The sequence below is a fragment of the Rhizobium sp. SJZ105 genome, from assembly GCF_007828365.1.
Classification (GTDB): domain Bacteria; phylum Pseudomonadota; class Alphaproteobacteria; order Rhizobiales; family Rhizobiaceae; genus Agrobacterium; species Agrobacterium tumefaciens.
This window is the reverse complement of sequence record NZ_VIUP01000016.1, coordinates 25,656-51,902: the sequence shown is the minus strand read 5'-3', so window position 1 is coordinate 51,902 and position 26,247 is coordinate 25,656. Positions and strand designations below refer to the sequence as shown.

Here is a 26,247-nt window from a genome sequence, read left to right as displayed (position 1 = left end):
GTGCACAGGCTGCATCAATTGACCGACCTCGCGAAAACGGGGTAGTTTAAATGCGCCCGGAAAACCTAAATCGCTCATGAGAGCGTACGATTTCGCGCTAATCTTGTTCTGACCCCATCCACGGCGGCATTTGTGTAGGTGATGCAACCGATAAATCGGGGGGATTCCTCGACGGTATCTGCAAGCCCCAGAAGCTTTGCGAGGATCACGCGGGTCTTGCCGCTGCCGGGGCAGGCGGCAAGCAGAAGATGCTTTTCCACTTCGACGGCCGACTGTTGCTCCTCGGTCAGCGAGATCATTCTGATAGCCATTCAAAGGCTTGTTGGATGTATTCAGGGAGCTCGTTCGCACGATCGGCAAAACGTGCGGCGACCTGGGCGTAGCGCGCCTTGCCAAATCTCTTGGCGGTATTCAGCACCGCTCCTCCGAGTTCCACCCGCAGCTTGACCTCATCATCGAGCGGCAGAGATCCCGAGCATAGTTTGGCATAACCGGAGGACAAGGCCTCACGAATTCTCGGTGCACCCAATGCCTCTGCGGCCGCGATGTGCATCGGCAAAAGGCCCTTGGTGGTGAGCTCGCGTTCGAACGTCGTTGCTCCAAGGAAAACTTGAACAAAATCATTCTCAAGTGCCATCAGGTCGGGGGCAGAGTCGTCCGGGTTGAAATCAAGGGCGCTGGCATCTGACGGGATGAGATCGGCGTCCGCCACGATTGCGCATTTCTTCTCCAAAGACCCGTGCGCGAAAAGTTTGGCATAGACGTCGAAGTGAACACCGTGGATCGCAGTCAGTGAAATACCAACGCGCTCCAACTTCACCTTGTGCACGCTTTCGATAAGAGCGGGTATCAAGAATAGCTCAGCGGCCCCTTCGACCAGCATGACCTTCCTCGCGTAGAGAAGGCTGCTTTTCGTCGAGTCCAGATAGCGCTCGAGGTCGGAAATTTCGCCGGACGTCAACTTCGCATTCAAGGCGAGATTGCCAGCCGCGATGCTGGCGTCGCCCCGTTTTGTGAGCGATACGATAGTCTTGAGGGGAACCTGCGACGTCACATGAGTGCTGTGGCTTGTGAGAACCGTCTGAACGCCGATCGAGTTTAGCGCGGAGATGAGAGAATATTGAAGCTGGGGATGCAGGTGAGCCTCGGGTTCCTCGATAAGGATGAGCTGTCCTGAAGAGTTTCCGCCAGCAATGCGGCGTTTGAGATATTCGATAAGGATCGAGATATAAAGGATGTTGTTCATCCCCAAGCCGTTACGGCCTGGCTCGAACTCCTGGAGAGACGTGTCCGACAGGATAAGTTTGAGGTTGCGCAGGATGGCCCGAAACGTGGCCGCCGAAAGCCCCAGCTTTGCACCCATCTCGAAAGCAGGACCCGAGACGTCTTTGAAGCGCGAATCGATCGCCTGAGCTACATGGGAGATGGTTTTCGATTTCGCGATCAGATTGTTTGCTTCATCGAGGATCTGGATCAGTTCCTCCTGCTCTTCTTTTGGAATCTCGAAGGACTCGATCAGCTTGATCAATGGCGATTGACGTGGATTGCGCAAATCGCCCTCGACGTCTCGAAGGGCCGGCAGATGTATAACAAGGAACGACTGAAGATCGGCAAATCGCACTGCTTCCCCAACGCCATCTTCGTTCCACTCGAGGTCGAGGAGATCGATCGCCGGGTTTCCTCCTCCGCGGATCTCCCAGGCGTAATCGTCCAGCGTCAAGCTACCCGGTTGGATAGTGCTGCTCGCGAGCTGCTCGCGAACCCCAGGTTTGGGCCGGAATCGGTAAAAGATCCTCGCTCGGTCGGCGCCCGTCTTCCACGTGCTGACCAGAGCCTCTTCATTCACAATCCCTTCGAAACCGGTCAATTCGACCCCAATGAGGACCTGTGTGGGTGTCGAAATATCCACATTGGCGTTGATGTCTTCTCGGAGAAGCGAGCGCAACGTCGACGGAAGCGAAATATCAAGGCAGATCTGAATGGCCCGCAGAATTGCGGTTTTTCCGGTATTGTTTTCTCCTATGATACAGCAAAGATCGTTTTCAACATTGACATCAAGGCGTTGAAACGTCCGAAAATTCTTAATAACGATCCTTGCTACGCGCACGAGAAGTCCTGTTCCGCCGACTCAGTCCAGCAGTTGATTTACCCGCCAAAAGTGTACACCGGGAAGAGATGGTGCGCGATGCCGTTTTGCTGTCAAGCGAGGCTCACATAGCGGCTCTGTTCCAGCAAGCGCACACACACAATCCCGACGCATTATGCTGGTTTACAGCCCGAACCGTTTTCGCATTTCCCCCGCCTTCGCCCACTCGTCGCCGGGCATCCGGTCGATCAGTCCCTTCATTACCCTAGAAAACGCGGCCTTAAGCGTTTCTTCGGTCAGAGCCTTGGCGAGATCTGTCGGAAGCAGCGGCCCCATGTCAGTGAAGAAGCCCGGATTGACGAGTTTCTGGAACATGCGCTGCTGCGCCTCGGCTCTGGAAATCGCTTCCTCTCCTTTTTCAAGGTAGAGCAGAAAACACTCGACGATCCTGGCCGTGTTCAGCCCTTCGAACACTCTTAGCGCGTAGTCAAGGTCGAACAGATCGCGGCCCTTGTTGCGTTGAAGCAGGGCACGCAGCTTGGTCGCGAGCATTTCTTCCCGAGAGAAGGTCGGGATTGCAGCCGTTCCGGTGAACCATGGATTTTCGACACCAAAAGGAATCTCGATGGGCGGATCGTAAGCTTCACGCTCGCGCGTATTGATTTCGATTTTGAGTTTTATCGGACCGGGAGAAGCCTTGTCTTCGGCTTCGACAGCGTATTTAAGTTTGGGCGCAACCGGGCTTTGATCGAAACGCGGCTTGCCCAGCCACGGATCGAGAACGTCCTGCAGATGCTCCAGTAACGGGCGGATAGGACCGGCAGTCGTCCTCACAAGGTCGATGTCTTCCGAATAGCGCAGCGGCTTGAGGAAGTGCAGCTTGTTGAGCGCAGTGCCGCCGCGGAAGCGCAGTTCGTCGCGCAGGAACGGATCGGAGAAGATGGCGACAATCGCGCGGCTGATGATGAGATCCTGCTCGACTTGCCGTTGACTTGCCCATGGCACCACCCCATTCCAGGCGGTGATGTAGTCCTGCGGTATCATTCGTCGATCTCCGGCGGCCGGCGAACGATCACACGCCAGTGTTCATCGCGTTCGGATGGCGGCGGCGACAAATCTGGATCTCCGGCCTGCTTGGGATCGAGTTCGACCCACGACAACGGGCCACGTGGAGATAGCGCTGCAAACATCGTTTCCGCTATCTGCGAGTGCCCCAGCCTCCCAAGCAGATGTCCGAGGCGTTGTGCGACCGCTTTCTCGAAAGCACGCGACAGGGAGGCAAGCTTTTTGGGTTGCAACCGCTCGGCAAGCTCGGAAAGCACCGTAGCAATATTGTCTAGACCAGCTCCGGAATGCGGATAGCGTACCAGATCGAGCGCCGTCAGTTCCGGCGAGGATAGCTTCATATATCCCGAGGGCGTCTTGCAATCTTCGATTCCCGCCGAGACTGCTCCCATGTCCTTGCGATACGAAAAGACGATCCGCGTTCGCCCAGCCTCAATATCGGACAGGAGTTTGTTCGTGACGACCTGAAATACCATGGTGGCCTGGTGGGAGGCGCCATGGGCGGCGGCGGCCGTCAGCAATCCCACATAGTAGGGTCGTTTTTCGTGGCGCATCAGGGCGTCGATATACCACTCCGGAGGCGGCGCTCCCATGACGGCGTGCTGAGGCGGCACAACCACATAGAAGCCGCGACGGGGCCGGATAAGCTGGCCGCGCCGCTGCAAACGCTCGGCGGCGTCAAGGAATGCTCCCCGGCTGATGCCGATCTCCTGCTGGGCTTCATCTGCAGAGAAAACTCCCCGGCCCGTAGCAAGTAGACCAGAAGCGTAGGAAGATAGTGTTGATCGTCCGGTTTGCATCATATCTCCTTATCCGCTTTTAGCGCGGAAAAATCAATATGATGCCCTATTGGATCATTCTCGAAAATCCGCCCTTATTGCGGAAAATTTGATATGACTCGTTGACGCTGCGGCCATCGATGCCAGCCGCCAGATCAGATGACCGCTGCCATTTTCTCGAATTTTCTCACCATTCAATGCTTCACTTGGGTGAGAAGTAGTCATTCAAATAGGACGTGCCAACAACGGCGGTTAATCCGTTCTGAACAAGCAAACCCATCGGTCCGTTCTTGGCTTCAGATCCGCGCTCCTGGAGCGCAAGTTATTGCCCCGCTTATAAAAATTAGAACAGACGTATGCTGCTTGAACGACAAGGTAGGCGGTTCGAATCCGTTCAAGGCGTGATATCTCTCGCGAAGCTACGAAGCTACGAAGCTACGAAGCTCGCTTGATGATATGTGCGTCTTTCCTGACTTTCTCGGTCGGACCGGCCCTGGTGCTTGCCAGTCTTACCGTGGTTTTTGCCTTTTTACGCAAATATCTGTGAGAATATGCTAGGTGGTCAATACGCCTCGTCTTTACATGAACTGAAGGTATGCATTCGCGTGAAAATCGATCAACAAACGACGCGGGCGATGAACCGTCGTCTGATCCTTAACCTCATCAGGCGTGAAGAGCAGCTCAGCCGCGCGGACGTTGCGGCGGCGACCGGTTTGAGCCCGGCGGCGGTGACGTTCGTGGTCAGTGATCTGATCTCAGAAGGTTACCTCATCGAGGGCAAGACGATACCCGGCGGTGGAGGGCGTCGACCCATTCCGCTCGAAATCAACTATGCCGGACACCTCGCAATCGGCATCAAGATGAATGTCGGCAGTCTGGAATGCGTGCTGACGGATCTCTCCACTGCAACACTCTCGTCGCTGACCATAGAGTTCAAGGATCCGTCTCCGCAATCGGTTCTCAACGCCGCTGAAAAAGCTGTGACTCGATTGCAGCGCTTGGCGCCGGAAGGGGCGGGTCTGCTGACCGGTGTCGGTTTCTCCATGCCGGGCACAATCGATGCGGAGAGGGGCATCTGCATCAAGAGCCACCGCTTTTTCTGGGAAAATGTGCCGTTTGCCAGCATGTTGCAGGAACAGGTTAATGTTCCCGTCTGGATGGAGGATGACACGCTGGCCTTTGCGCTGGCACAACATCTTTTCGGTCTTGGGCGGCAACACAAGGTCTTCACGGCGGTGGCCATCGGTGTGGGCATTGGCTGCGCAACGGTGGTGGATGGCAAGGTGCAGCGCGGCGCGCATGGTCATGCGGGCAAGATCGGACATTCGATGCACCACCCTGATGGACCCTTATGCGAATGCGGTCGGCATGGCTGTCTTCAGGCATTTTATTCCGAGCCTGCCATCCTTGAGCGTTGGCGTCAGGCCAGAGGCAAACACGGTAACGTCGACCGTTACGCGATGAAGGAAGCCGCGCTACAGGGTGATCCTATTGCCCGAGACATTCTGCAGGAAGCAGGTGCGACCATCGGCCTGCATCTGGCGCGCATGGTCGATATTGTCGATCCCGAAATTATCATCGTTGGCGGTGAAGCGGTGAGTTTCGGCGATCTGCTGTTCGATCCTATGCGAAAGGCGCTTGAGCTCAATTGCTTCACGCCGCCACCTGCACTGGTGCCGGATGAGAGAGACAATTTCTGGAGCAGCGGCGCGGCGGCCTTGGCAACGCAGGGCCTGTTCAATTTCGAGATGACCACGCCCGCCTTTCCCGCATAACAAAGCGGCGAAGGTTCCTGTGACACCTTCGCCGCTCGTTTCGGGGGATTTGCACCCCTCTGGGAGAACCTTATGGGCTTTGGTCAGCCAAGCTCGATGACGAGGCAGCCATAGCCTTCGAGCGTATGCTCACTGGAAACATCCATTCCCGTCAATAAGTCCTTGCCGGATGAGAGGTTTTTCAGTTTTTGTTCGGTCTCAACCGTGTTGAGAACGAACAGCAGCTTGCGGTCCTCTGCCGTGCGCATCACCACTTCCACGCCTTCCGGCAAATCCGCAATCAGTGGTTCGATACCGGCTTTTGCCAGTACGACCTCATCCAGTCCATCCACCAGATCATCGGTGAGGTAGGTCGCGAGATAAATGACCTGACCCTTGCCGACCTTGCGCAGCGTGGCTGCCGCGCGTCCCTTGGCAAAGCGGTTGGACCATGTGGCGATTGTTTCGACATCGCTGTCGAGTTCCAGCAATTCGTAGAGATGCTCCGCCTCGATGGTGCGCCCACCGATGTCTATAGTGTATTTGCGGAAGGCCGAGGAGGAAGGGAGAATGTGTGGTGGCACGTAATGGCCGTCCTCCACGCCCTTTTTCTGGAAGAGACCGTCGCCGTCCTTCGCCGTGATGCGACCGAATTCTTCGACGCGCACACCGCAGAGTTTGGCAAGAGCGCCGCCCGGGGCAAGTTCGCGGATGATGTGGTTGTTGATGTCGCGTGTGCCGGTCATGGCGCCGACGATCAGCGTGCCGCCGGCCTCGACAAAGGCCTCGACATTTGCGGTCCATTCCTGGTTCCACATAACCCAATGGGGAATGTAGAGCGCCTTCAGACGGGACAGATCGTCTTCGGGATGAATGAATCCACAGGAAATGCCGCGCTCATAGCAATGGCGGTGCAGAAGCGTGGCGTCGTCCTGCGGGGATGGCAGGCCGATAGGGTAGGTCTTGTGCGCTTCTTCATTGTCGAAATCAGCACCGGCGATGCCGAGATCCATATGCACGGATGTGCCGAGCAGCTTGTCCTTGATCTTAGCTATATCGCGAGCGAACTGCTTTGCTTCTTCGAAGCGGCGCCGTCCGACATCATCGTGGTCGATCAGGCCCATCCAGTAGATTTCTGCACCGAAATGCGCGGGACGCCAGCGGAAGAACATCAGGCCATCGGCCCCACGCGAAACGGATGACAGCGCCATGCGCCGCATTTCGCCCGGTTCCGGCGTCATGGTGGTGAAGGCTGGCTGGCTGCCCAAGCCAGAAGCCTGTTCCGGCACGATGAAGTTGCCGGTATAGCTGCGGCAGAGATCGAGCTTCAGTGCCTGCGTGGCACCATGGCCGCCGTTGCGGCGAAACTCGTCATAGAGCATCGGGTAGATATCGAAGCCGATGAAATCGAGATCCTGTCCGAAGGTGCCACGGAAATCGATGTCGGTCAGATTGCCGAGATTGTGGAAGATGAACCAGTCGGGGTTCGTTGCCCGGAGGATTTCAACCTGATCGCGCTGGAACGCCGCAGTCGCCGTAGCCAGAAAGCGATGGTAATCCTGCACGTGGCCGGGGCTGAGATAGGACGGTGCCATCGGGTAGGGCAGTACGACCTGATCGAAATTATCGTAGGATGTCGCCCAGAAATGGCCGCCCCATGCGAAATTCAGCGCGTCGATGCTCTCATATTTGTGGCGCAGGAAGTTGCGGAACGCCAGAGTTGCGGAATCGGAGAACGATTCCGAGTCGGTGGTATTAAGCTCATTGTCCGTCTGCCAACCGATGACGTAGGGGTTGTCCTTGTAATGCTCGGCCATCGCCTTGGTAATGCGGCGGCTATGATGGCGCAGCACCGGGCTTGTGGTGTCGCCATGCTGGCGCGAACCGTGGCTTGCCCTGCGACCCTTGCGGTCGACACGCAGGATTTCGGGGTAATTCATGCTCATCCAGCGCGGTGGCGTCGCCGTTGGGGTGCACAGAATGGTGTTGATTCCGGTCTTGCCAAGCCCTTCGATGGCCCGATCGAACAGATCGAAATCGAATTTGCCCTCATAGGGCTCCCAGATGTGCCAGGCGAACTCGCCCATACGCACAGCATTGAAGCCTGCTTCCTTCATTCGGTCGGCATCACGCTGCCAGTAGCTTTCGTCCACATGTTCGGGATAATGCGGCACGCCAAGCAAAAAATCGTCAAGGTTAAGGGTGCGCCAAGCCGATAGCGGCGCAGGTTTCGTCCGTTTCATCGTGGAAACTCCAGTTTTACTTTTGGGTCACAGGCTTGGGAGGTGTGAGCGTTTTGCCATTGGGGCCGAACAGGTAGGAGTCATCCAGGGCGAAGCCGACGCGAACGGATGAGCCGATATCGAAGGGCACGACCTTTCCAAGCTGGATCGTGACATTATGAGTGCCGGTGTCGGAGCCGACAGCCATCAGTGGAGAGGCATCAGCATGGACGATGGTTTCCCGGCCCAGATGCTCCACAAGTCGCACCTTCGCGTCAAAGCCCACGAGCGAAGCATCGGTATCCTGTGTTTGCAGCCGCTCTGGCCGCACGCCCAGCGTTACCGTGTCACCCGTCTTCAAGGGCGCGTCACTCGTCAGCTGAAGGCGCAGTTCTTCAAGGCCGGAAAAGAAAGCGATTGCAACGCCTTGTTCAGTTCTGATGACCTTGCCTTCGAAAAAGTTCATACGGGGTGCGCCGAGAAAGCCCGCGACGAAATGGTTCTTCGGGTTGGCGTAAAGCTCCAACGGAGAGCCGACCTGTTCGATCTCGCCTTTGTTGAGAACGACGATGCGACTGGCCATGGTCATGGCTTCCACCTGGTCATGGGTCACATAGATCATCGTCGACCCGAGTTCAGCGTGCAGCGTGGACAGTTCGACGCGCATCTGGGTGCGAAGGGCAGCGTCGAGGTTCGACAGGGGTTCATCGAACAGGAAAACCTCTGGCGAGCGGGTGATCGCCCGGCCAATGGCCACGCGCTGGCGCTGGCCACCGGACAATTGTTTCGGCAACTTGTCCAGCTGTTCGGTGATCCGCAAAATACCGGCGGCGCGTTTCACCGCGGCATCGATTTCCGATTTCGGGCGCTTTGCCATGCGAAGGCCAAAGCCCATGTTTTCGGCGACGGTCATATGCGGATAGAGGGCGTAGGACTGGAACACCATGGCAATTCCACGGTCGCCAGGCTCTTCCTTTGTCACATCCCGGCCATTGATCATCAGCATGCCGGACGAGATCGTCTCCAGACCGGCAATGGTCTTCAGCAGCGTGGACTTGCCGCAGCCGGAGGGACCGACCATGACGATGAACTCGCCTTTTTCGATAGTGAGGTTGATGTTCTTCAAGGCGTGGAAGCTGGTGTAGTGCTTCTGGACGTTGAGGATTTCGACGCTGCTCATGTCCGGCGTATCCTTGCTGCTCGGTGAGAGTGGGTTGGTGCGGCGTGCGGAAACGGTCATCCCTTGACGGCTCCCATGGTCAGGCCGGAAACGAAGTGTTTCTGCATCAGGAAGAACATCACGACGGGCGGTACGGCGACGAAGATCGTTGCGGCTGACACGATGTTCCAGGCCGAGACCCATTCGCCCTTGAGGTTGGAAAGGCCAGCGGTCACGGGCTTGATGGCGTCGCTTTGCGTCAGCACCAGCGCCCAGAAATAATCGTTCCAGATGAAAGTGAAGGTGAGGATGGCAAGTGCCGCCAGCGCGGGTCGCACCAAGGGCACGACGATATGGACCAGCGTTTGCCAGGGCGACGCACCTTCGGCGCGAGCTGCCTGAAACAATTCATCTGGAAGGGCCGCGATGAAGTTGCGCATGAAGAGTGTCGCAAAGCCGGTCTGGAAGGCGATGTGGAATATCATCAACGCCCAGTAGGTATCGTAGAGCCCTGCCCATACCATCAGATCACGGATCGGGATCATCATCACCTGCTGTGGCAGAAAGTTGCCGCCGACGAACAGCGTAAACAGCACCATCGAGCCACGGAAGCGGTAGCGCGACAGCACGTAGCCGGTCAGTGTCGAGAAGATCAGCACCATGATCACCGATGGGATGGTGATGATCATGCTGTTGGCGAAGTAGCGCAGCATTTTCGTCTGCTGGAACACGGCAACATAATTGTCTGTCAGGCTGAATTTGGTCGGCCAGCCCCAGTAGTTGCCTGCCATCACGTCATCGAACGACCGGAAGGATGTCATGATGACCGCGAACAATGGCAGAAGCCAAAGCGCGAGAATGACGCAGACCATGGTCATATAGGCAATTCGGGCAGCCGGTTTGTTTTCGGGAATAGGACGTGGATACATCAGATCACGCTCCCTTCTCGGCCTTGACGAGGCCGCGCAGATACCATGCGATGAATATGGACATGATAAGGAAAAGAACGGTGGCAATCGCCGCGCCATAGCCGAAGCGGTAGGAGAAGATCGACTGCTCGTACATCTGGTAAGCCAGGACGGTTGATGAACCGAATGGACCACCTGCGGTCATGACGGAAATGGCATCGAAAGAACGCAGCGCGCCAACGACCGTAATGGCGACCGCAATGAATGCGACCTGCGTCAGCTGAGGCAGCACGATATGCCGCAACATCGGCCAGCCGCGCGCGCCATCAACCCGACCAGCGCCGATCATTTCCTCATCGAGATTGTTAAGTCCAGCAAGGAACAGCACCATGCAGAACGCCACCTGTGGCCAGAGCGCTGCGATGACGACAGCGAAGGTCACGAGGTTTTCATCTGACAAAAGCGCGGGTGCCGTGGCTCCAAAGGCCTGATAGATGATGGCCAGCAGGCCGAACGTCGGATCGTAGAACCAACCGAAAATGACGCCCACAGTCACCGCTGCCAGCACCAGTGGCATGAAGAACAGCGACTTGACGATGCGCATGCCTGCGATCTTCTGGTTGACCAGAAGCGCAATGGCCAGACCCATGGGTGGCGCCAGCAGGAACATGACCAGCCAAATGGCATTGTTTTTCAAGGAGACGTAAAACTGCGGATCGTCGATCAGTTCGGCATAGTTCGCCAAGCCAACCCAGGTCTTGGCTCCCATGCCGTCCCATTCGTGAAAGGAAATCCAGAACGTCTCGATCGATGATGCGATGATGACGACCAGAAAAAGGATAAGACCCGGCGCAAGAAGAAGCGCAGGCGTCAGCCAGTTGCGATGGCGGCGCCACCAGATAGACATGAGACCATCCTGTCGATGAGGGGAGGCGCCAACGCCTCCCGTTTTGCGTTCGGGCAGAGCTTAACCGTGGATGCGCTGGCGCGTCCGCTCGATCTGCGTGAGGATCTGGTCGCGGCGTTCGGGCTTGACCATGAATTCCTGGAAACCCTTCAGACCCGCAAGTGCGAGATCTGGATCGGTGTCACGGTCGTAATATTGCGCCGTGCCCTTGACCTTCTTCATCTCATCGACCGCCATTTTCAGGATCGGGTCGTTGCCGATCGCGCAGTCGCTGCGAGCAGGCACGTTGCCTTCCGGGGAGAGGTAGGCGCTCAGATTTTCCGGCTTGTAGAAAAAGGCGAGGAATTCGCGTGCCAGTTCCTTGTTCTTCGAACCGGATGGCAGATGGATCGAATCCACCGAGAAATCCTCGAACTGCTCGACGCCCGTCTTGATGGTCGGGAAGGGCGCGAAGCGCACATGCTGAAGGTCTTCCGGCGGGAAGGCATATTTGATGAAATTGCCGAGATCCATCATCGCGGCCTTCTTCTGAACCAGCGATGCCGCTGCCGGATCCCAAGCGAAAGACGTGCCGTTCGGCGTGAAGAAATCAGCCTTGATCAGTTGTTCCCACTTATCGAACACTTCGGTAAGCGACGGATCGGTGTATTTCACCTTGCCTGCCATCAGATCCATGTGGTGCTGGAGGCCGTTGATGCGCAGGTTCATGTGATCGAACCATCCACCACACGGCCACTGGTCCTTCGTGCCCATGCTCATCGGAATGATGCCGGCCTTCTTGGACTGTTCGGCCAGCGTGAAGAAGTCATCGAATGTCTTGGGAACGCTCAGGCCATACTGGTCGAACGTATCCTGACGATAGAAGAGACCCCAGAGAATGCCACCGGTCGGCAGGCCAAATTGCTTGCCATCAACGGTGACGGAGCCGAGCGTCGCGCCGAGGACGTCGGCAAATTTCTCTCGCTGGACTAGGTCGGAAATGTCATCGAACAGACCTTTTTCCACGAAGCTGCGCATGCGGCTGCCTGAGAACCAGAAGCAGATATCCGGCGGGCTGGCGACGAGATAATTGCGGATTGCGGTCTTGTGGGCCTCGTGGTCCATATTGTTGACGGTCACGGTAACGCCATTCGCATCACCGAAAGCCTTGGAAATGGCCTCAAGCGCCTTGCGCTGATCCGCATTGCCACGGTTTGAGATAATGGTGAGCTGTTTGCTCTGCGCAATGGCAGGCGTGTAGAGTGCGGCAGAAGCAAGCGCGACGCCTGTGCCTTGAAGAAAGCGACGACGAGACGTCGGCAGAAATTGTAGTGTAGAATTCATATGAGATCTCCTCCTCCTGCCAGGGTCTCCAAGACCTGACGCGGCCGCAAAGAACCAATATTTTCATCGATGGTCAATAGTTAATTTATTAAATAAATAATCTGAGGAAGCACGGAGATGCATTTTCGATAGTGAGAAGTGGGGGCTTATTCCATCCATGTGGCTAGCCTCCCTGCGACCGGATCGACGATCGTCCGGCGAGCGGTCAAGAATCTTGGCTGTCCGCGCTTCGAAAACGATACGACCGAGATCGGACAGCAGGTCTCAAACCACCAAGGAAATGAGCAGATCGTCTAGCACACAAGGGCTCTCGCGTTGACTTTGAACGGTCACTTTGTGCCCACCGTCAACGCGAGAGCCCAAGCAAAATCATAGCGAAGAAGGTCCATTATCGAGCCACGTCACGGGGCGAGGGATACGTTCTCGAAGCTCTCGGTGGGCGCGGCTGCTGATCGCCCGGATTTGATTGATCAACGTGGTTCTTTGTGCAACCAGGCGCGATCGAACTCTGTGCAGCGACTGAATATCGAGCTGCTCTTCACTCTTGAGGCCGACGATTCGCATTGTAGGACGCGACGCGGCTTCCGCGATGCCCTCCGCATCCCTGTCGTCATTCTTCTGCGCTTAATATACGGCCGAACATACTCGGGCGACATCAGTCGCACTTCGTGTCCTCGTGTTGCAAAAAGTCGCCCAAGGTGGTGAGCGCCGCAGCATGCTTCCATAGCAATGATGCACGCCGACATCTTGCCTACAAACTCAATGAGTGTCTGACGTCGCATTGTTCGGCGGACAATCACCGCACCTTTGTCATCAACTCCGACAACGCTGCAGCTGTTCTTTCCTATGTCGATGCCAAGTATCGAAATCGTCATGATCTGGCTCCTCTTCCTTCAATGACGAGACATCATACTCTATGTTCTCGGAAGGGCGGCCCATCCCATACCAACAAATGATGACGACCGGGAATGGCCAGCGAGTCTTGATATGCAAACATGTGAAGCGCAGTCGAAAATTTACACTTTTTTGTTTTCTTTATTAAAGATTGTTAAACCTATAGGAGAATAAGGCCGCGCGCCGCGGTGCCGCTCCGCGAATTTTGGTATGTGTTGAGAGGTGCGCAATGAAAGATCAGGGGCTAAGTGAACAAATTCTCGCAGATCAACTTCTCGCCCTACGCCGCACAGTAGCACTCTCGATCCCTGTTAACATCTTGCTCGGCTTAGCGTCGACTCTCGTGGCCTGGCACTCTGGTCTATGGAACCTTGGTTTGACTTGGTTCGCTGTATCCTCAGTCATAAATGGATTGAGAATATGGCTGTGTCTTACTCCAGTCATGACCGTGTCCGAAGCGCGTAACCATGCGGGAAGCGTTGGGTTTAAATTGCTCGACAGTGTCGCAGGGCAGTTAAAATCGCACACAATCCTTGCCCTGTTCTCAGGCATCGTCTGGGCTTTCATTCCGGCTTTGTGTGAGGGGTACACATCGTCCGAAACCCTGTTCTACCTGACGGTCGTATGCGGAATAACGGCAGGCGCAGTCAGTCATGGCTTCGCTTATGCTCGTGTACCTATCAGTTTTATAACACCCCCTTTACTGTCAGTTATTTTTTTCCTGATCCTTCACTATGATTTCGACCGTCTCGTGCTGGCGTCCACGGTAACGCTTTACCTTCTCGCCTTGATCAGGGGTTCCCGTCACGGTGAGGTGTGGGTGCGTGAAACCAGTCGGCTCAAAAATGAAGCGACGTCTTTGTCCCGATCTCTTGAAAAAGCGCATGAGGAGACGACATCTTTTGCGAAAGAGATGCGCCATCAAGCCGTACGAGATGCTTTGACCGGTCTGCTCAACCGGCGAGGGCTCACCGAGGCATTGTCTTCCATGACAGGGATGCAGGCGCGTGGCGCGTGTCTTATGTTGCTTGACCTCGATGGGTTCAAATTCGTGAACGATGCCTTTGGTCACAAGGTAGGTGATCAGGTGTTAGTGGAGGTCGGAAGGCGTTTGGAAAATGCTCTACCGGAGGGCTTCACAATCGCTCGGCTAGGAGGCGACGAATTCACGGTCTTCTATAATCGTGAACAGCATTCCGAAGAGCCTGCAGCGTTGGCCCAGCGCGTGATTTCGGCCACTGCACGCCCCTTTCAACATCTCGATGGGTGCCGGATTGGCGTGAGTATAGGGATTTATCATTCGAATTATTTTGATCTGGAAGAGGCGTTGTTCTGTGCCGATGCGGCACTCTACGCGGCCAAGCACGAAGGGCGTAATCGGCTCCGGCTATTCGATGACGCATTACGCCGAGACGTTGATATGCGCCGTGATATCGAGCGTGATCTTGGAAAAGGGTTGGCCTCTGAGACGCTTGAAGTGTGGTATCAGCCAATCATGACTGACGGTGGTGAGGCACTCGACGGTTTCGAAGCGCTTGTCCGCTGGCTACATCCGAAGCATGGTTGGGTTCCGCCGGAGATGTTAATTTCGGTTGCAGCATCGGCAGGCCTTTCCGAGCCTCTGCTCCGATTTATTCTCCGCGACATTGGAATCATGCTTCGGACATTCAAGTTGCTTGAATTGAACGACTTACACATTGCAATGAATATATCGCCCCGGGAAATGGCCCAGCTTCCTGTGGACGAAATCGTTCTTGAAAAGCTTAAAAGAATGGACTTGGCACCGTCCCTTCTTGAGATCGAAATCACCGAAGAGACGGCTATCGATTTCGCGGCGGTCAGTTCGAAGCTAACGCGTTTATCAAAGTCTGGCATCAGAATTGCAATTGATGACTTCGGCGTCGGCTATTCTTCACTAGGATCACTTCAGGTTTTGCGTGCCGATCGCGTTAAGATTGATCGATCTTTTATTTCTGGCATCGCGAAATCGTTGGAAAACCAAGCCCTCGTGCAGTCTATTCTCAGCGTGAGCCGTTCTCTAAACTTCGAAGTGGTAGTTGAAGGTGTTGAAACGCAGGAAGACCTTGTAAAGCTAAAGGAAATAGGCTGTGTCACGATGCAGGGTTATCTGTTTGCCAAGCCAATGCCATTGGACGCAGCCATTAAGTGGGCACAGCAAGCGGCGCGTTGATTGGCGACGGAACAGGTGATGCTCAGCCCTGGCGATCTCTAGAGCGCGTCCGCTGAAAGCGGAATCGGGTTGAGGATTCCCCTGGCCGCCAAATTCTGATTCCATCGCCCGACTTTTGATTTGGTCGGAGGTAATATGACCCGAGCTTTCAGTGATGATCTGCGTAGGCGCGTTCTGGCTGCGTCACGCGATGGCATGTCGGCGCGATCAGCGGCGGCCCGATTTGGCATTGGGATTTCAACAGCCATCGCCTGGATTGCGAGTGCGCGGGCTGGTCGGTTGATCCCTGCTAAACAGGGCCGACGCGGTGGCTCGCGCCTCGATGCCCACGAGGACTTCATCGTCGGCATGATCGAAGAGGCAAAGGACATTACCCTCAACGAGATGGTCCTGCGATTGTATGAGGCGAGAGCCGTTTCCATTGGCCGTAGCGCGCTCGATGTCTGGCTGCGAAGGCGCGGCTGGACATTCAAAAAAAGACCGCACATGCACTGGAGCAGGAGCGTCCTGACCTCCTGAAACGTCGTCAGCATTGGTTCGACGGCCAACTCGATCTCGATCCGGCACGGCTCGTCTTCATCGATGAAACCGGCTTGAGCACGAAGATGTCTCGGCTTCGCGGACGGGCCCTTTGCGGAGATCGATGCCGCTCACCGGTCCCGCACGGCCATTGGAAGACAACGACGTTTACCGGCGCGCTCAGGCTATCCGGAATGACCGCACCCATGGTGTTGGACGGTGCGATGAACGGGGTAGCATTCCAGGCCTATGTCCAGCAGGTTCTCATTCCAACTTTGGCACCGGGCGACATCGTCATCATGGACAATCTGCCTGCACACAAAGCGCAAGGCGTGCGTCACGCAATCGAAGACGCCGGATGCCGGTTGCTTTACCTTCCTCCCTACAGCCCAGACTTCAACCCAATCGAGAAGGCATTCGCGAAGCTCAAGGCCGTCTTGCGCGCCAAAGCAGAGCGAACGATCGACGGCTTGTGGGATACCGTCGGCCACATCGTCACGCTGTTCGAACCACAGGAATGCGCCAACTACTTCAAATCGTGCGGCTATGACCCCGAGTAAAATGGACGTGCTCTAGCATCGCTGACAATGGTTTGATAATTGCGGGGCTTGCTGGCCGCGTTGTATCGCTTCTAGCCGAGCGATTCGCGCCCACAGGTCCATCGCCTGCGAACGCAATTCGCGATGATGGCGGGAGGTTATGTCATGGCGCGAGATGTAAAACAGATTGGCGATCGGTTCGTGGATGGAGACGAAGCATTGTAGATGTCGCTGTGACTTGAAGCGCTTCATGATCCGCTCTCGCCGCCGGATTGGTTGGTGAGAATTCTCTGCCCGATTATTCAAGCCTTTATGCGAGCGGTGCTCGACACCGGGCATGATCTCTCGCTTTGCTGTGCCGTAGGATCGCAGTTTATCAGTGATCATCAAACGCGGTGACCGGCCTTGTCCTTTCAACAGCTTGCGCATCAGGCGTTTCGCCGCCTTTGCGTTTCGGCGACTTTGAACGAGAACCTCCAGGACGAAACCGTCCTGATCGACAGCACGCCACAGCCAATGCTTCTTGCCGCAAATTGAAACAACGGCCTCATCGAGGTGCCATTTATCTCCGAGCCGACCGGATGATCGGCGTCGGATCTCGTTGGCGAAGGCACGACCGAATTTCTCCGCCCACAGCCTGACGGTTTGGTGCGAGACATCGATCCCACGGGCAGCAAGTCCTCAACCATTCGCAGGCTCGGAGGGAAACGGAAATAGAGCCAAACCGCATGGGCAATGATCTCGGCGGGAAAGCGATGGCGGCGATAGAGTGGGTCACGGTCTGTACGGCTCTACTTCCACCGCTTCAACGACTACACTCCCGCAGCCTCCGGTCGCCAGTAGAATATGCTATCGGCGACACTATCACCCTGCATCCACCTACAGTCTATCTGATCCACCGCAGCGCAAAGCCCGAGACGCGGCACGGTGAGCTGTTTCTCCGAGAACCGGGGTTGGTCTTTGTGTTTTTACGTCAATTACAAAATTTATGGTCTTTAGGTGTTGCAAAAGACCATATCTCAATGTATTTGGTCTTTAGAGGATCAAAATACCAAATAGAGTGCGTTGAGTGTGATGCGCTGCGAGCGCCGATCACTTTCAATTCGGCGCTGCTCTGCGATTTTGTATCCAACACCAGTATATCAGCATTCCCTCGGGAGGGGTGTGCTGAGACCTGAAGAAAGACGACAACGTAGTGGAGGAGCTTACGTGACCATTCTCATAAGACGCACATTCAATATACTCGCAATCGGTGCAATTTCAGCCGTCGTGACGGCCGGAATTGTCGCGTCTGCGCAGGCGCAGGAGTTGAAGAGCCTGAACATTCTCGCACCGAGCAGTGCCGGAAGTGGGTATGATCAGCTCGCTCGAACTATTCAAGGCATCCTTCAAGGACAGAAGCTGACGGGTCCGGTTGAAGTCCAGAACGTGGCAGGTGGCGGCGGAACGGTCGGTCTTTCGCAATTCGTGACAACGCGGCCGCGTCATCCAAGTGCGCTCGTTATCGGCTTTGCTCTGGTTGGCGGTGTGCTTACGACAAAGTCCGCTGTAACTCTAGATCAGGCAACCCCTGTCGCACGCCTGATGGGCGAAGCAGACGCAATCGTTGTCCCCGCCAATTCCGACATCAAGACCATGGCAGATCTTGTCACCCGTTTGAAAGCTGACCCAAGTAAAGTCTCCTGGGCAGGCGGATCGATTGGTGGTGTCGACCACATCGCAGCTGGCCTTATCGTCAAGGCAGTCGGTTCAGATCCTAAAAAAATGAACTTCGTCGTGCATGCGGGCGGCGGTGAAGTGCTGGCGTCCACGCTTGGTGGTCACGCCACCGTTGGCATCAGCGGCTACGAGGAATTCCGTTCCCAAGTCGATGCCGGCGCATTGCGTGCGCTTGCTGTCACAGGAGACGAGCGTATCGCCGGGGTCGATGTCCCGACCCTGAAAGAAACGGGGATCGATCTCTCCGTCATGAACTGGCGCGGTATCATGGCGCATCCCAAGATGAAGGACGACGAACGAGCTGAGCTTGATAAGGTTCTGGGTGAGCTTGTAAAGACGCCGCAGTGGAAGGAAGCGTTGACCAGGCGCGGCTGGATCGATACCTATCTTCCGGCAAAGCAATTTGGTGAATTTCTGACCGAAGAGAAGAAGCGCGTTGAAACTGCTCTGAAGGAAGTCGGACTCCTTTAATTCACGGCATCGGGAAGGCTTCATCATGTCGAGCTTTGGTAACATTCGCATCCGCGAGGCAGTCCTCGCTCTGTTTACCCTCGCGGTGGGTGGCTTCATCGGTATCCAGACCTGGATGACGCCTTCCATGCCCGCCCAATCCGTTGTGGGGCCGGGACTGTTCCCCGCGATCATTGCAACGGGCCTGACACTCGTCGGACTTCGGCTTGCCTACGAGGCCGTGATCTGGAATTTTCTGGAGCGGGAGCGCCTGGAACTTGACTGGAAGGCGACTGCCATCGTGGCGGCCGCTTTCGCCTCTCAATATGTTTTGCTTGAACGTTTGGGTTGGATCATCTCGGGCACGCTGTTGTTCGCAATCACAGCAATTGCGTTCGGAAGCAAAACTCACGTTCGAAACGTTCTGTTCGGTCTGGCTTTAACGGCCATCACCTTTGTCCTTTTCGACTACGGTCTCGACCTCGATCTGCCTGTCGGCACGTATTTCGAGGATCTGGTGACCACGTCGAACTAATCTTACCAACGGCCGTCAGCAAGAGCCGGAAACATCCAGCCCTCTTGCCGTCGCTGCCGCAAGGCTATTCACCATGGAAACTGTTGCAGCTTTGATGCACGGCTTCGCCGTTGCACTGACACCATACAATCTGCTCTGGTCATCGATCGGAGTGGTTCTCGGAACCGCGATCGGTGTCTTGCCTGGCATTGGGCCGGCTTTGACCGTCGCTCTCTTGCTGCCCGTCACGTACGGTCTCGAGCCGACAAGTGCGTTCATTATGTTTGCCGGAATTTACTACGGTGCCATGTACGGCGGTTCGACGACCTCGATCCTTCTGAACACACCGGGTGAATCTGCGTCGATCGTGACTGCGATCGATGGTCATGCGATGGCGCGCAAGGGCCGCGGAGCGCAAGCACTCGCGACTGCTGCGATCGGAAGTTTCGTTGCCGGCACGATCGCTACGGCAGCGCTCACGTTCGTAGCTCCCCTAATGGTGAAGGTCGCGCTTCTCTTCGGCCCTGCAGAATATTTTGCATTGATGGTTCTGGCGCTCACCACCGTCACTGCGGTGCTTGGGTTATCGCTGTCACGGGGTCTAGCCAGTCTCCTCTTTGGCCTGGCGCTGGGGTTGGTCGGCATCGACCTCCAGACCGGACAGGCGCGCTTCACCCTCGGCATTCCGGAACTGCTCGATGGCATCGATGTCGTCATCGTGGCGGTTGGCCTGTTTGCGGTCGGCGAGACCCTGTTCACGGTCGCACGCCACCGTTTCGAAACGGAAGAAATTTACGCTCTGACCGGCTCGAAGTGGATGAGCCGAGAAGACTGGAAAAGGTCTTGGAAGCCATGGCTTCGCGGGACGGCGCTGGGCTTTCCGATCGGCGCGCTTCCTGCTGGCGGCAGCGAGATTCCCACCTTCCTTTCTTATCTGGTGGAAAAACGCCTTTCGAAACATCCTGAGGAATTTGGCCATGGGGCAATCGAAGCGGTTGCTGGACCGGAGGCTGCCAACAACGCGTCGGCGGCTGGCGTCCTTGCCCCCTTGCTTGCGCTTGGGCTTCCAACGTCCGCCACAGCCGCCATCATGCTGGCCGCCTTCCAGCAATACGGTATTCAGCCCGGCCCGCTTCTGTTCGACAGCAATCCCGACCTGGTCTGGGGTCTCATCGCGAGCCTTTATATCGGCAACGTCATGTTGTTGCTCCTGAACCTTCCATTGGCAGGCGTTTGGGTCAAGTTACTGGCGGTCCCGCGCCCGTGGCTCTATTCCGGCATCCTGGTGTTCGCAACGATGGGCGCCTACACGCTGAACAACAACATTGTCGACGTTGGTATTCTCTGGCTCATCGGCATCATCGGTTTCGGCATGCGCGTGTTCGATGTCCCCGTTGCGCCATGCATCGTCGGCCTTATCCTCGGTCCGCTTGCTGAGCAGCAGTTTCGTAGAGCGCTGACCATCAGTCAGGGCGACACGAGCGTGTTCTTCACCCAACCGATCTCCTTGGTGCTTCTTATCATCGCCTTTGTGCTCGTTGTCGTTCCGGCAGTGATGCGCTGGCAGTCCGGTCGCAACGGACGAGTTTCGGACACTGTCGCGTGAAGTGGCCGACTCTTGGAGGAAGGCGATGAGCAAGGTTCTTTACTACCAACCGGACGAACTGACGGACTTCGCCACAGCCGTATTTGAGACCTCCGGCATGCCCCTAGCGTCTGCTAAGGTTATTGCTGGCGATCTGGTGCGTGCGAACCTCCGCGGCGTCGAATCCCACGGTGTCTCGCGTATCCCGATGTATATGTCCCGCCTTCGGGCGGGTCTTGTGAACCCACAACCGGACATCAAGATACGTGAGGTCGCTGGTGCGGTCTCTCATGTCGATGGCGACAATGCCATGGGGTTTCTTCCGGCGCATGCCGCCATGGACGAAGCCATAAGGCAGGCGGAAAAGTCCGGGATAGGGCTCGTCGGCGTTCATCGCAGCACGCATTTCGGGATGGGTGCGCTTTACGCGCTTCAGGCCGCGGATGCTGGCTATATTTCGATGATCTTCACAAATTCATCTCCTGCAATTGCGATGTGGGGCGGACGAAGCTCATTCCTTGGTGCAAGCCCTATCGCAGCGGGGGTGCCTGGCGGAAAACACCCGCCTTACATCATGGATATGGCCATGACCGTTATTGCGCGCGGTAAGATACGACTGGCGGCAATACGCGGTGAGGCCATTCCCGAGGGTCTGGCGCTCGACGTTGATGGTAATCCGACAACCGACGCGCAAAAAGCCTTTGAGGGGGTCTGCTTGCCCTTTGGAGGTGTCAAAGGCTCCGTTCTGGCGACGCTTATGGATATCATGGCGGGTGTGCTCACCGGTGCCAACTTCGCAGGCGACGTGAAGAGCCTGTATTTCGATCACAGCGAACCTCAAAATGTCGGACATCTCTTTTTCGCGATCAGGCCTGACCTGTTCATGAGCCTCGCAGACTACGAGGCCAGGATGGACCTGTATTACCAACGCATCAAAGAGACGCCTGTGGCTACTGGTTTCGAAGAAGTTCTCATGCCCGGCCAACCAGAAGCACGGCGCGAAGCAGAGCGGCGATTATCGGGAATTCCGATAAGCGGAAACATCGTGGCCGAACTCACGGAAGAGGCAGCGAAGGAGGGGATTCAGTTCCCTCAAGGTTATGCAGTTCCAATCACGAACAATTCTTGAGCGGAGGGAGGAGCGGTCGTGCCTAACAGGACAAGCTGGCTAACATTATACAGTCCAGAAACACGGCAATATGGTATTTTGATATTGCAAAAGACCTAAAATCAACGTATTGGCATTTCAGTGAGTTAAAATACCAAACGGAGGAGGTTTGGTGCGGTGTTTGGCTTCAGGCCCCGCATACCTCCTCAAAGAGCGAGGAAATCACGTGCGTCTTCTTGTACTCCCCGGTGATGGCATCGGCCCAGAAATCACCGAAGCAACACTCCGCGTCCTTCGTCAGGCGGACGAGCGCTTCAGGCTCGGTCTTGACATCGAAGAAGCCGATATCGGGCTTAAAGCTCTGAAAGAGCAGGGCACCACGCTGCCGGATGCAGTGATGAAGCGCATCCCCGAAGTGGATGGCGTTATCCTTGGTCCTGTATCCCATTACGAATATCCGACCCGTGACAAGGGTGGTATCAATCCATCGGGCGAACTTCGCGTGAAGTTCGAGCTTTTCGCGAACGTACGGCCGTGCCGCTCGCGTCCGGAACTTTCGATCCTGCGCAAACCAATGGATCTGGTCATCGTTCGCGAGAACACCGAAGGTTTTTATTCGGACCGCAATATGTTTGCGGGCTCCGGCGAATTCATGCCCGACCCCGATATGGCACTTTCCGTTCGCAAGATCACGGCACGGGCATCCAGCCGCGTCGCGCGGGCAGCCTTCGAGATTGCCAGCACACGCCGCAAGAAGGTGACAGCGGTCCACAAAGCCAACGTCGTCAAGCTTTCGGACGGACTTTTCCTGCGTGAAGTTCGCAAGGTCGCGACAGAGTTTCCCGACGTCGAACTGGAAGAACTAATCGTTGACGCGACAGCTGCGCTGCTGATCCGCCAGCCAGACCGTTTCGACGTCATGGTCACGACCAATATGTTCGGTGACATTCTTTCCGATGAAGCATCGGAACTGTGCGGAAGCCTAGGTCTCGGCGGTTCAATCAATCAGGGCGAGAATATCTGTGTGGCTCAGGCCCAACATGGTTCAGCCCCCGATATTGCTGGACAGGGCAAGGCCAATCCGACCTCTCTCATTCTCTCGGCAGCGATGCTGTTCGACTGGCTGGCAATCCGGCATGGCAAGGCCGAGTACACTTCAGCGGCCCGCGCGGTCGAAGCTGCTGTGGACGCGACGCTAGACGATGCTTCCGCGCGGACCGGCGATCTTGGTGGACCTCTTGGTACCGTTGCCTTCACGGACCACGTGTGTCGCGCCCTACAGGGTGGCGTCAAGCAGTCCGCCGCATGAGTATTGGAAGCGTAGCTGTCGCGAAGGTTTACGGTGTAGCGTCCAGGGTTAGCTCGACGCTCCATGATCCCTCCCGACGTCAGGAACTCAGCCATGGATCGATTCTCTGCGCATATCGGCTACCTCTACACGGAGCTGCCATTCACCGACCGGATCAGCGCGGCGGCGAAAGATGGTTTCAACGCAATCGAGCATAACGAACCATTTGAGGTTCCTGCAGCCGAGATGCGGCGCCGGCTGAATGATCTTGGTCTTTCGTTCTCGCAACTCTCGAGTGGTATGGGCGATGCAGGCAAGGGCGAAAAGGGCCTAGCGGCGCTTTGCGGACGTGAGGGCGAGTTTCGCAATGATTTCTTGCGCGCCCTTGAATATGCGCAGGTGATTTGCTGCCCTCTGATAAATCCCATGGCTGGTAAGCCCAGCCGGGGAATGCTCGATGCGAGCGAAACCTATTACGCAAACATCGGGTGGGCGATCGAAGCCTGTGTCGGTTCGGACGTTTCTCTGCTTGTCGAGCCTATCACTTTGCCGGGCTACCACCTCAGGACGCTGACGGACGCGGTCGCGCTGCATGAACGGTTCGGGCGTCGCTTCAAGCTTTTAGTCGACACCTATCATGCTGCAAACATGCAGGTCGATCCTGTCACGTGGATCGATGAGCATGCTGACAGGATCGGCCACATGCACATCGCCGATCATCCAGGCAGACACGAACCAGGAACGGCGACGATCGACTTTCCCGGTGTCATCCAGGCTCTGGATCGAAGCGGTTATCGCGGCGCGGTGGGCTTTGAATATGTGCCGACTGGCTCAACCCGCGACAGCATAGATTTTCTCAAGACATGGAAGCATCCAGCCGAACCGGCTGCGCCTTCACAGATTTACGCAGGAGCGAATTCATGACAACCATCACCTCCATCAATCCCACCAACGGGACAAATATCCGCAGTTTTGAACTGCAGAGCGATGCGGATATCGAAGCAGCGCTTTCCGCTGCTTCGAAGGCGCAAAGGCAATGGAAGAAAAAGCCTGTCACCGAGCGCGCCAAACTTTTGACCAACATCGCCGCTGTCCTGCGCGAAGGCAAAGACAAGTATGCGGAGATGATCGTCCGCGAAATGGGCAAGCCGCTTGTCGAGGCGGAAGGCGAAGTCGAAAAGTGTGCCTATAACTGCGACTTCTATGCAGCCCACGCCGCCTCATACCTTGCCGACGAAGCCGTGCCATCGAATGCCACCGAAAGCGTTGTTGCCTTCGATCCGCTCGGTGTCGTTCTGGCAATCATGCCCTGGAACTATCCATTCTGGCAGTATTTCCGCTTTGCAGCTCCCGCAATTGCCGCTGGCAACGGCGCCATTCTCAAGCACGCCAACAATGTCCCCGAATGCGCATTGGCGGTTCAGGAGGTCATGGAAAAGGCCGGCGTTCCCGCAGGGCTGACTGCCACACTGATAATCGATAACTCTAAGGTCGCCAGCATTATTGCCGATGACCGGATTGCGGCTATCACCCTGACCGGTTCGACCGAGGTTGGTGCCATCGTTGCCGCCCAGGCTGGCAAAGCCTTGAAGAAGCAGGTTCTCGAACTCGGTGGTTCCGACCCGTTCATCGTTCTTGCTGACGCAGATATCGAAGCCGCCGCGGAGACGGCGGTCAAAGCGCGGTATGTCAATGTCGGACAGTCCTGCGTCAACGCAAAGCGCTTCATTGTCGACGAGACGATCGCTGATCGCTTTGTCGAACTGTTCGCCGAAAAGGCTGCAGCTCTCAAAATCGGCGATCCAATGGAGCGGGACACCAAGATTGGGCCAATGGCGCGCGCCAACCTGCGCGATGCTTTGCATTCGCAGGTCGAGCGCTCCATCGCGCAAGGTGCCGTGCTCAAGCTCGGGGGCAAGCCGGTCGAAGGTGATGGCTTTTATTATCCTCCGACCGTCCTCGATAACGTGAAACCTGGAATGGTCGCGTTTTGCGAGGAAACTTTTGGCCCGGTCGCCGCGATTATCCGCGTCAATGGCGTGGAAGAAGCGATTACCGTCGCCAACGATACCGAGTTCGGACTTGGTGCGGCGCTTTGGACGTCTAACGTCGACGCCGCCAAGGTGTTGTCACGAGACATCGACGCTGGCGCTGTCTTTATCAACGGTATGACCGCATCCGATCCTCGCTATCCCTTCGGTGGCATCAAGCGGTCCGGTTACGGCCGTGAGCTTGGCGTCTACGGCATCCGCGAGTTCGTCAACATCAAGACCGTGTGGATCGGACCGGCGGTTGCCGCTGCACCGACACCCAAGGCCGCCGAATAAGGAAAATCAACGATGACACAACCAGCCATTTTACGGCCCAACGAACTGAAAACCAATGATCGCGGCGGTGGTGCACGTACCACTCCGCTGGTGACCCGCCGCTGCGGCTCGACCAGCATGATCAACGGTATTACGGCGTTTGATCCGGGAGCGGCCATCGGTTTGCACAAGCACAATTGCGAAGAGAGCGTCATGGTGATCGAGGGCGAAGCGATCGCTGAGATCGATGGTGTTGAGCACCGCCTCAACACCAACGATACGACGTGGATCCCCGCGAACATGCCGCACCGCTTTATCAATGCGTCCGACAAACCAATGCGCATCTTTTGGACCTACGCCACCGTCGACGCCACCCGAACGATGCTGGCAACCGGTGAAACGAAGACGATCGACGCCGAACACGGTCACGTAAAGCAGTGACGCCTGAGGCCGGGGGGTAACTGCCCGGCCAAATTTTCGGGAGGAGAGCCCATGTCAAAACCCTATTTTGTGGAAGTCGCAGAGATCATAGTCACGGATACCGTTGGTTTCGAAGCGGCCGTTGCAAAGGCAAAGCCGCATTTCCTATCCACTGAAGGATGCCTTGGCTTGGCCTTGCATCGTCTGGTCGAAAAGCCCAACGTCTACCGCCTCATCGTCAAATGGCGGACCGTCGAAGACCATACAGTCACATTCCGGCAGTCTGAGGGCTTCCTGCGCTGGCGCGAGCTGGCATCGCCTTTTTTCTCCAAGCCTCCTGTTGTCACCCATTCTGCCGACGTCGACTTGGGCTGAGTTTCTAGCAGACACATCCAGACGGTCGCGGCTACCGCAGTTTTTGCCGTCCTCGTTACCAAGTTTGTGACCCCGGTCGAAGTCTTCCCCGACTTTGCGCCTGGAGGCCAGCCGAGATGTGTCTGCTTAGCATCAT

21 protein-coding genes and 2 pseudogenes are annotated in these 26,247 nt (G+C 56.3%); 12 read left to right on the top strand and 11 right to left on the bottom strand.

The window, feature by feature from the left end; translation table 11 throughout:
* Positions 1 to 74 precede the first annotated feature (74 nt).
* The 4 genes from FB593_RS25160 to FB593_RS25145 form a co-directional block, all read right to left on the bottom strand.
* Positions 75 to 311 carry a UvrD-helicase domain-containing protein gene (locus FB593_RS25160; protein ID WP_321186326.1) on the bottom strand — a complete coding sequence of 79 codons (237 nt, stop codon included), beginning with the start codon at positions 309 to 311 and terminating at the stop codon, positions 75 to 77.
* Positions 296 to 2,107, bottom strand: coding sequence for an ATP-dependent nuclease (locus tag FB593_RS25155; RefSeq protein WP_145167233.1), 1,812 nt, complete (start codon positions 2,105 to 2,107; stop codon positions 296 to 298). The genes FB593_RS25160 and FB593_RS25155 overlap by 16 nt, the downstream gene beginning before the upstream one ends.
* Before the next feature lie 162 nt (positions 2,108 to 2,269).
* Entirely contained in the window at positions 2,270 to 3,130 is an 861-nt protein-coding gene (locus FB593_RS25150) for a nucleotidyl transferase AbiEii/AbiGii toxin family protein (protein ID WP_145167232.1), read from the bottom strand.
* Positions 3,127 to 3,954, bottom strand: a complete 828-nt coding sequence (locus tag FB593_RS25145) for a type IV toxin-antitoxin system AbiEi family antitoxin domain-containing protein (RefSeq protein ID WP_145167231.1) — start codon at positions 3,952 to 3,954, stop codon at positions 3,127 to 3,129. Before FB593_RS25145 ends, FB593_RS25150 begins: the two co-directional genes overlap by 4 nt.
* A gap of 611 nt (positions 3,955 to 4,565) precedes the next feature.
* Here FB593_RS25145 and FB593_RS25140 point away from each other — a divergent pair.
* The gene (locus FB593_RS25140) at positions 4,566 to 5,705 is read left to right on the top strand and encodes an ROK family transcriptional regulator (RefSeq protein WP_186447974.1); all 1,140 of its coding nucleotides are present in this window, start codon (positions 4,566 to 4,568) and stop codon (positions 5,703 to 5,705) included.
* Positions 5,706 to 5,788: 83 nt separating this feature from the next.
* Here the strand turns inward: FB593_RS25140 and FB593_RS25135 are convergent, their stop codons facing one another.
* The 6 genes and pseudogenes from FB593_RS25135 to FB593_RS25110 all read right to left on the bottom strand — a co-directional run.
* A complete protein-coding gene (locus FB593_RS25135; protein ID WP_145167229.1) occupies positions 5,789 to 7,927 on the bottom strand; it encodes a beta-galactosidase in 2,139 nt (712 codons plus the stop codon).
* A gap of 16 nt (positions 7,928 to 7,943) precedes the next feature.
* Positions 7,944 to 9,086: an ABC transporter ATP-binding protein gene (locus FB593_RS25130; protein ID WP_186447973.1), complete on the bottom strand. Its 1,143-nt coding sequence runs from the start codon at positions 9,084 to 9,086 to the stop codon at positions 7,944 to 7,946.
* Positions 9,087 to 9,142: 56 nt separating this feature from the next.
* Positions 9,143 to 9,994, bottom strand: coding sequence for a carbohydrate ABC transporter permease (locus FB593_RS25125; RefSeq protein ID WP_145167227.1), 852 nt, complete (start codon positions 9,992 to 9,994; stop codon positions 9,143 to 9,145).
* Positions 9,995 to 9,998: 4 nt separating this feature from the next.
* The gene (locus FB593_RS25120) at positions 9,999 to 10,880 is read right to left on the bottom strand and encodes a carbohydrate ABC transporter permease (RefSeq protein ID WP_145167226.1); all 882 of its coding nucleotides are present in this window, start codon (positions 10,878 to 10,880) and stop codon (positions 9,999 to 10,001) included.
* Positions 10,881 to 10,940: 60 nt separating this feature from the next.
* The gene (locus FB593_RS25115; protein ID WP_145167225.1) at positions 10,941 to 12,203 is read right to left on the bottom strand and encodes an ABC transporter substrate-binding protein; all 1,263 of its coding nucleotides are present in this window, start codon (positions 12,201 to 12,203) and stop codon (positions 10,941 to 10,943) included.
* 450 nt (positions 12,204 to 12,653) lie between these two features.
* Positions 12,654 to 13,078, bottom strand: a pseudogene (locus tag FB593_RS25110) (IS110 family transposase); the annotation flags it as partial.
* Between the two features lie 248 nt (positions 13,079 to 13,326).
* On the opposite strand from FB593_RS25110, the gene FB593_RS25105 reads away from it, so the two are divergent.
* The gene (locus FB593_RS25105; RefSeq protein ID WP_145167224.1) at positions 13,327 to 15,288 is read left to right on the top strand and encodes a putative bifunctional diguanylate cyclase/phosphodiesterase; all 1,962 of its coding nucleotides are present in this window, start codon (positions 13,327 to 13,329) and stop codon (positions 15,286 to 15,288) included.
* Positions 15,289 to 15,423: 135 nt separating this feature from the next.
* A protein-coding gene (locus FB593_RS25100; protein ID WP_321186325.1) for an IS630 family transposase occupies positions 15,424 to 16,367 on the top strand; the annotation gives its coding sequence in 2 pieces (ribosomal slippage) (positions 15,424 to 15,760 and positions 15,760 to 16,367; 945 coding nt in all).
* 12 nt (positions 16,368 to 16,379) lie between these two features.
* Here FB593_RS25100 and FB593_RS25095 read toward each other — a convergent pair.
* Positions 16,380 to 17,086: pseudogene (locus FB593_RS25095) on the bottom strand (IS6 family transposase).
* A 469-nt stretch (positions 17,087 to 17,555) separates the two neighbouring features.
* Here FB593_RS25095 and FB593_RS25090 point away from each other — a divergent pair.
* The 9 genes from FB593_RS25090 (at position 17,556) to FB593_RS25050 (ending at position 26,111) form a co-directional block, all read left to right on the top strand.
* On the top strand, positions 17,556 to 18,536 hold the full coding sequence (locus FB593_RS25090) for a Bug family tripartite tricarboxylate transporter substrate binding protein (protein ID WP_145167223.1): 981 nt from the start codon (positions 17,556 to 17,558) through the stop codon (positions 18,534 to 18,536).
* 25 nt (positions 18,537 to 18,561) lie between these two features.
* A complete protein-coding gene (locus FB593_RS25085; protein ID WP_145167222.1) occupies positions 18,562 to 19,050 on the top strand; it encodes a tripartite tricarboxylate transporter TctB family protein in 489 nt (162 codons plus the stop codon).
* A gap of 73 nt (positions 19,051 to 19,123) precedes the next feature.
* The gene (locus FB593_RS25080) at positions 19,124 to 20,635 is read left to right on the top strand and encodes a tripartite tricarboxylate transporter permease (protein ID WP_145167221.1); all 1,512 of its coding nucleotides are present in this window, start codon (positions 19,124 to 19,126) and stop codon (positions 20,633 to 20,635) included.
* A gap of 25 nt (positions 20,636 to 20,660) precedes the next feature.
* Complete coding sequence (locus FB593_RS25075) at positions 20,661 to 21,743, top strand: Ldh family oxidoreductase (protein WP_145167220.1); 1,083 nt, start codon at positions 20,661 to 20,663, stop codon at positions 21,741 to 21,743.
* Between the two features lie 205 nt (positions 21,744 to 21,948).
* The gene (locus FB593_RS25070) at positions 21,949 to 23,031 is read left to right on the top strand and encodes an isocitrate/isopropylmalate dehydrogenase family protein (protein WP_145167219.1); all 1,083 of its coding nucleotides are present in this window, start codon (positions 21,949 to 21,951) and stop codon (positions 23,029 to 23,031) included.
* Between the two features lie 63 nt (positions 23,032 to 23,094).
* Positions 23,095 to 23,934, top strand: coding sequence for a hydroxypyruvate isomerase family protein (locus FB593_RS25065; protein ID WP_145167218.1), 840 nt, complete (start codon positions 23,095 to 23,097; stop codon positions 23,932 to 23,934).
* Positions 23,931 to 25,337 (top strand): NAD-dependent succinate-semialdehyde dehydrogenase, encoded by a 1,407-nt coding sequence (locus tag FB593_RS25060; RefSeq protein ID WP_145167217.1) that lies wholly within the window; start codon positions 23,931 to 23,933, stop codon positions 25,335 to 25,337. The genes FB593_RS25065 and FB593_RS25060 overlap by 4 nt, the downstream gene beginning before the upstream one ends.
* A 12-nt stretch (positions 25,338 to 25,349) precedes the next feature.
* A complete protein-coding gene (locus FB593_RS25055; protein WP_145167216.1) occupies positions 25,350 to 25,757 on the top strand; it encodes a cupin domain-containing protein in 408 nt (135 codons plus the stop codon).
* Positions 25,758 to 25,808: 51 nt separating this feature from the next.
* The gene (locus FB593_RS25050) at positions 25,809 to 26,111 is read left to right on the top strand and encodes an antibiotic biosynthesis monooxygenase family protein (protein WP_145167215.1); all 303 of its coding nucleotides are present in this window, start codon (positions 25,809 to 25,811) and stop codon (positions 26,109 to 26,111) included.
* Positions 26,112 to 26,247 lie beyond the last annotated feature (136 nt).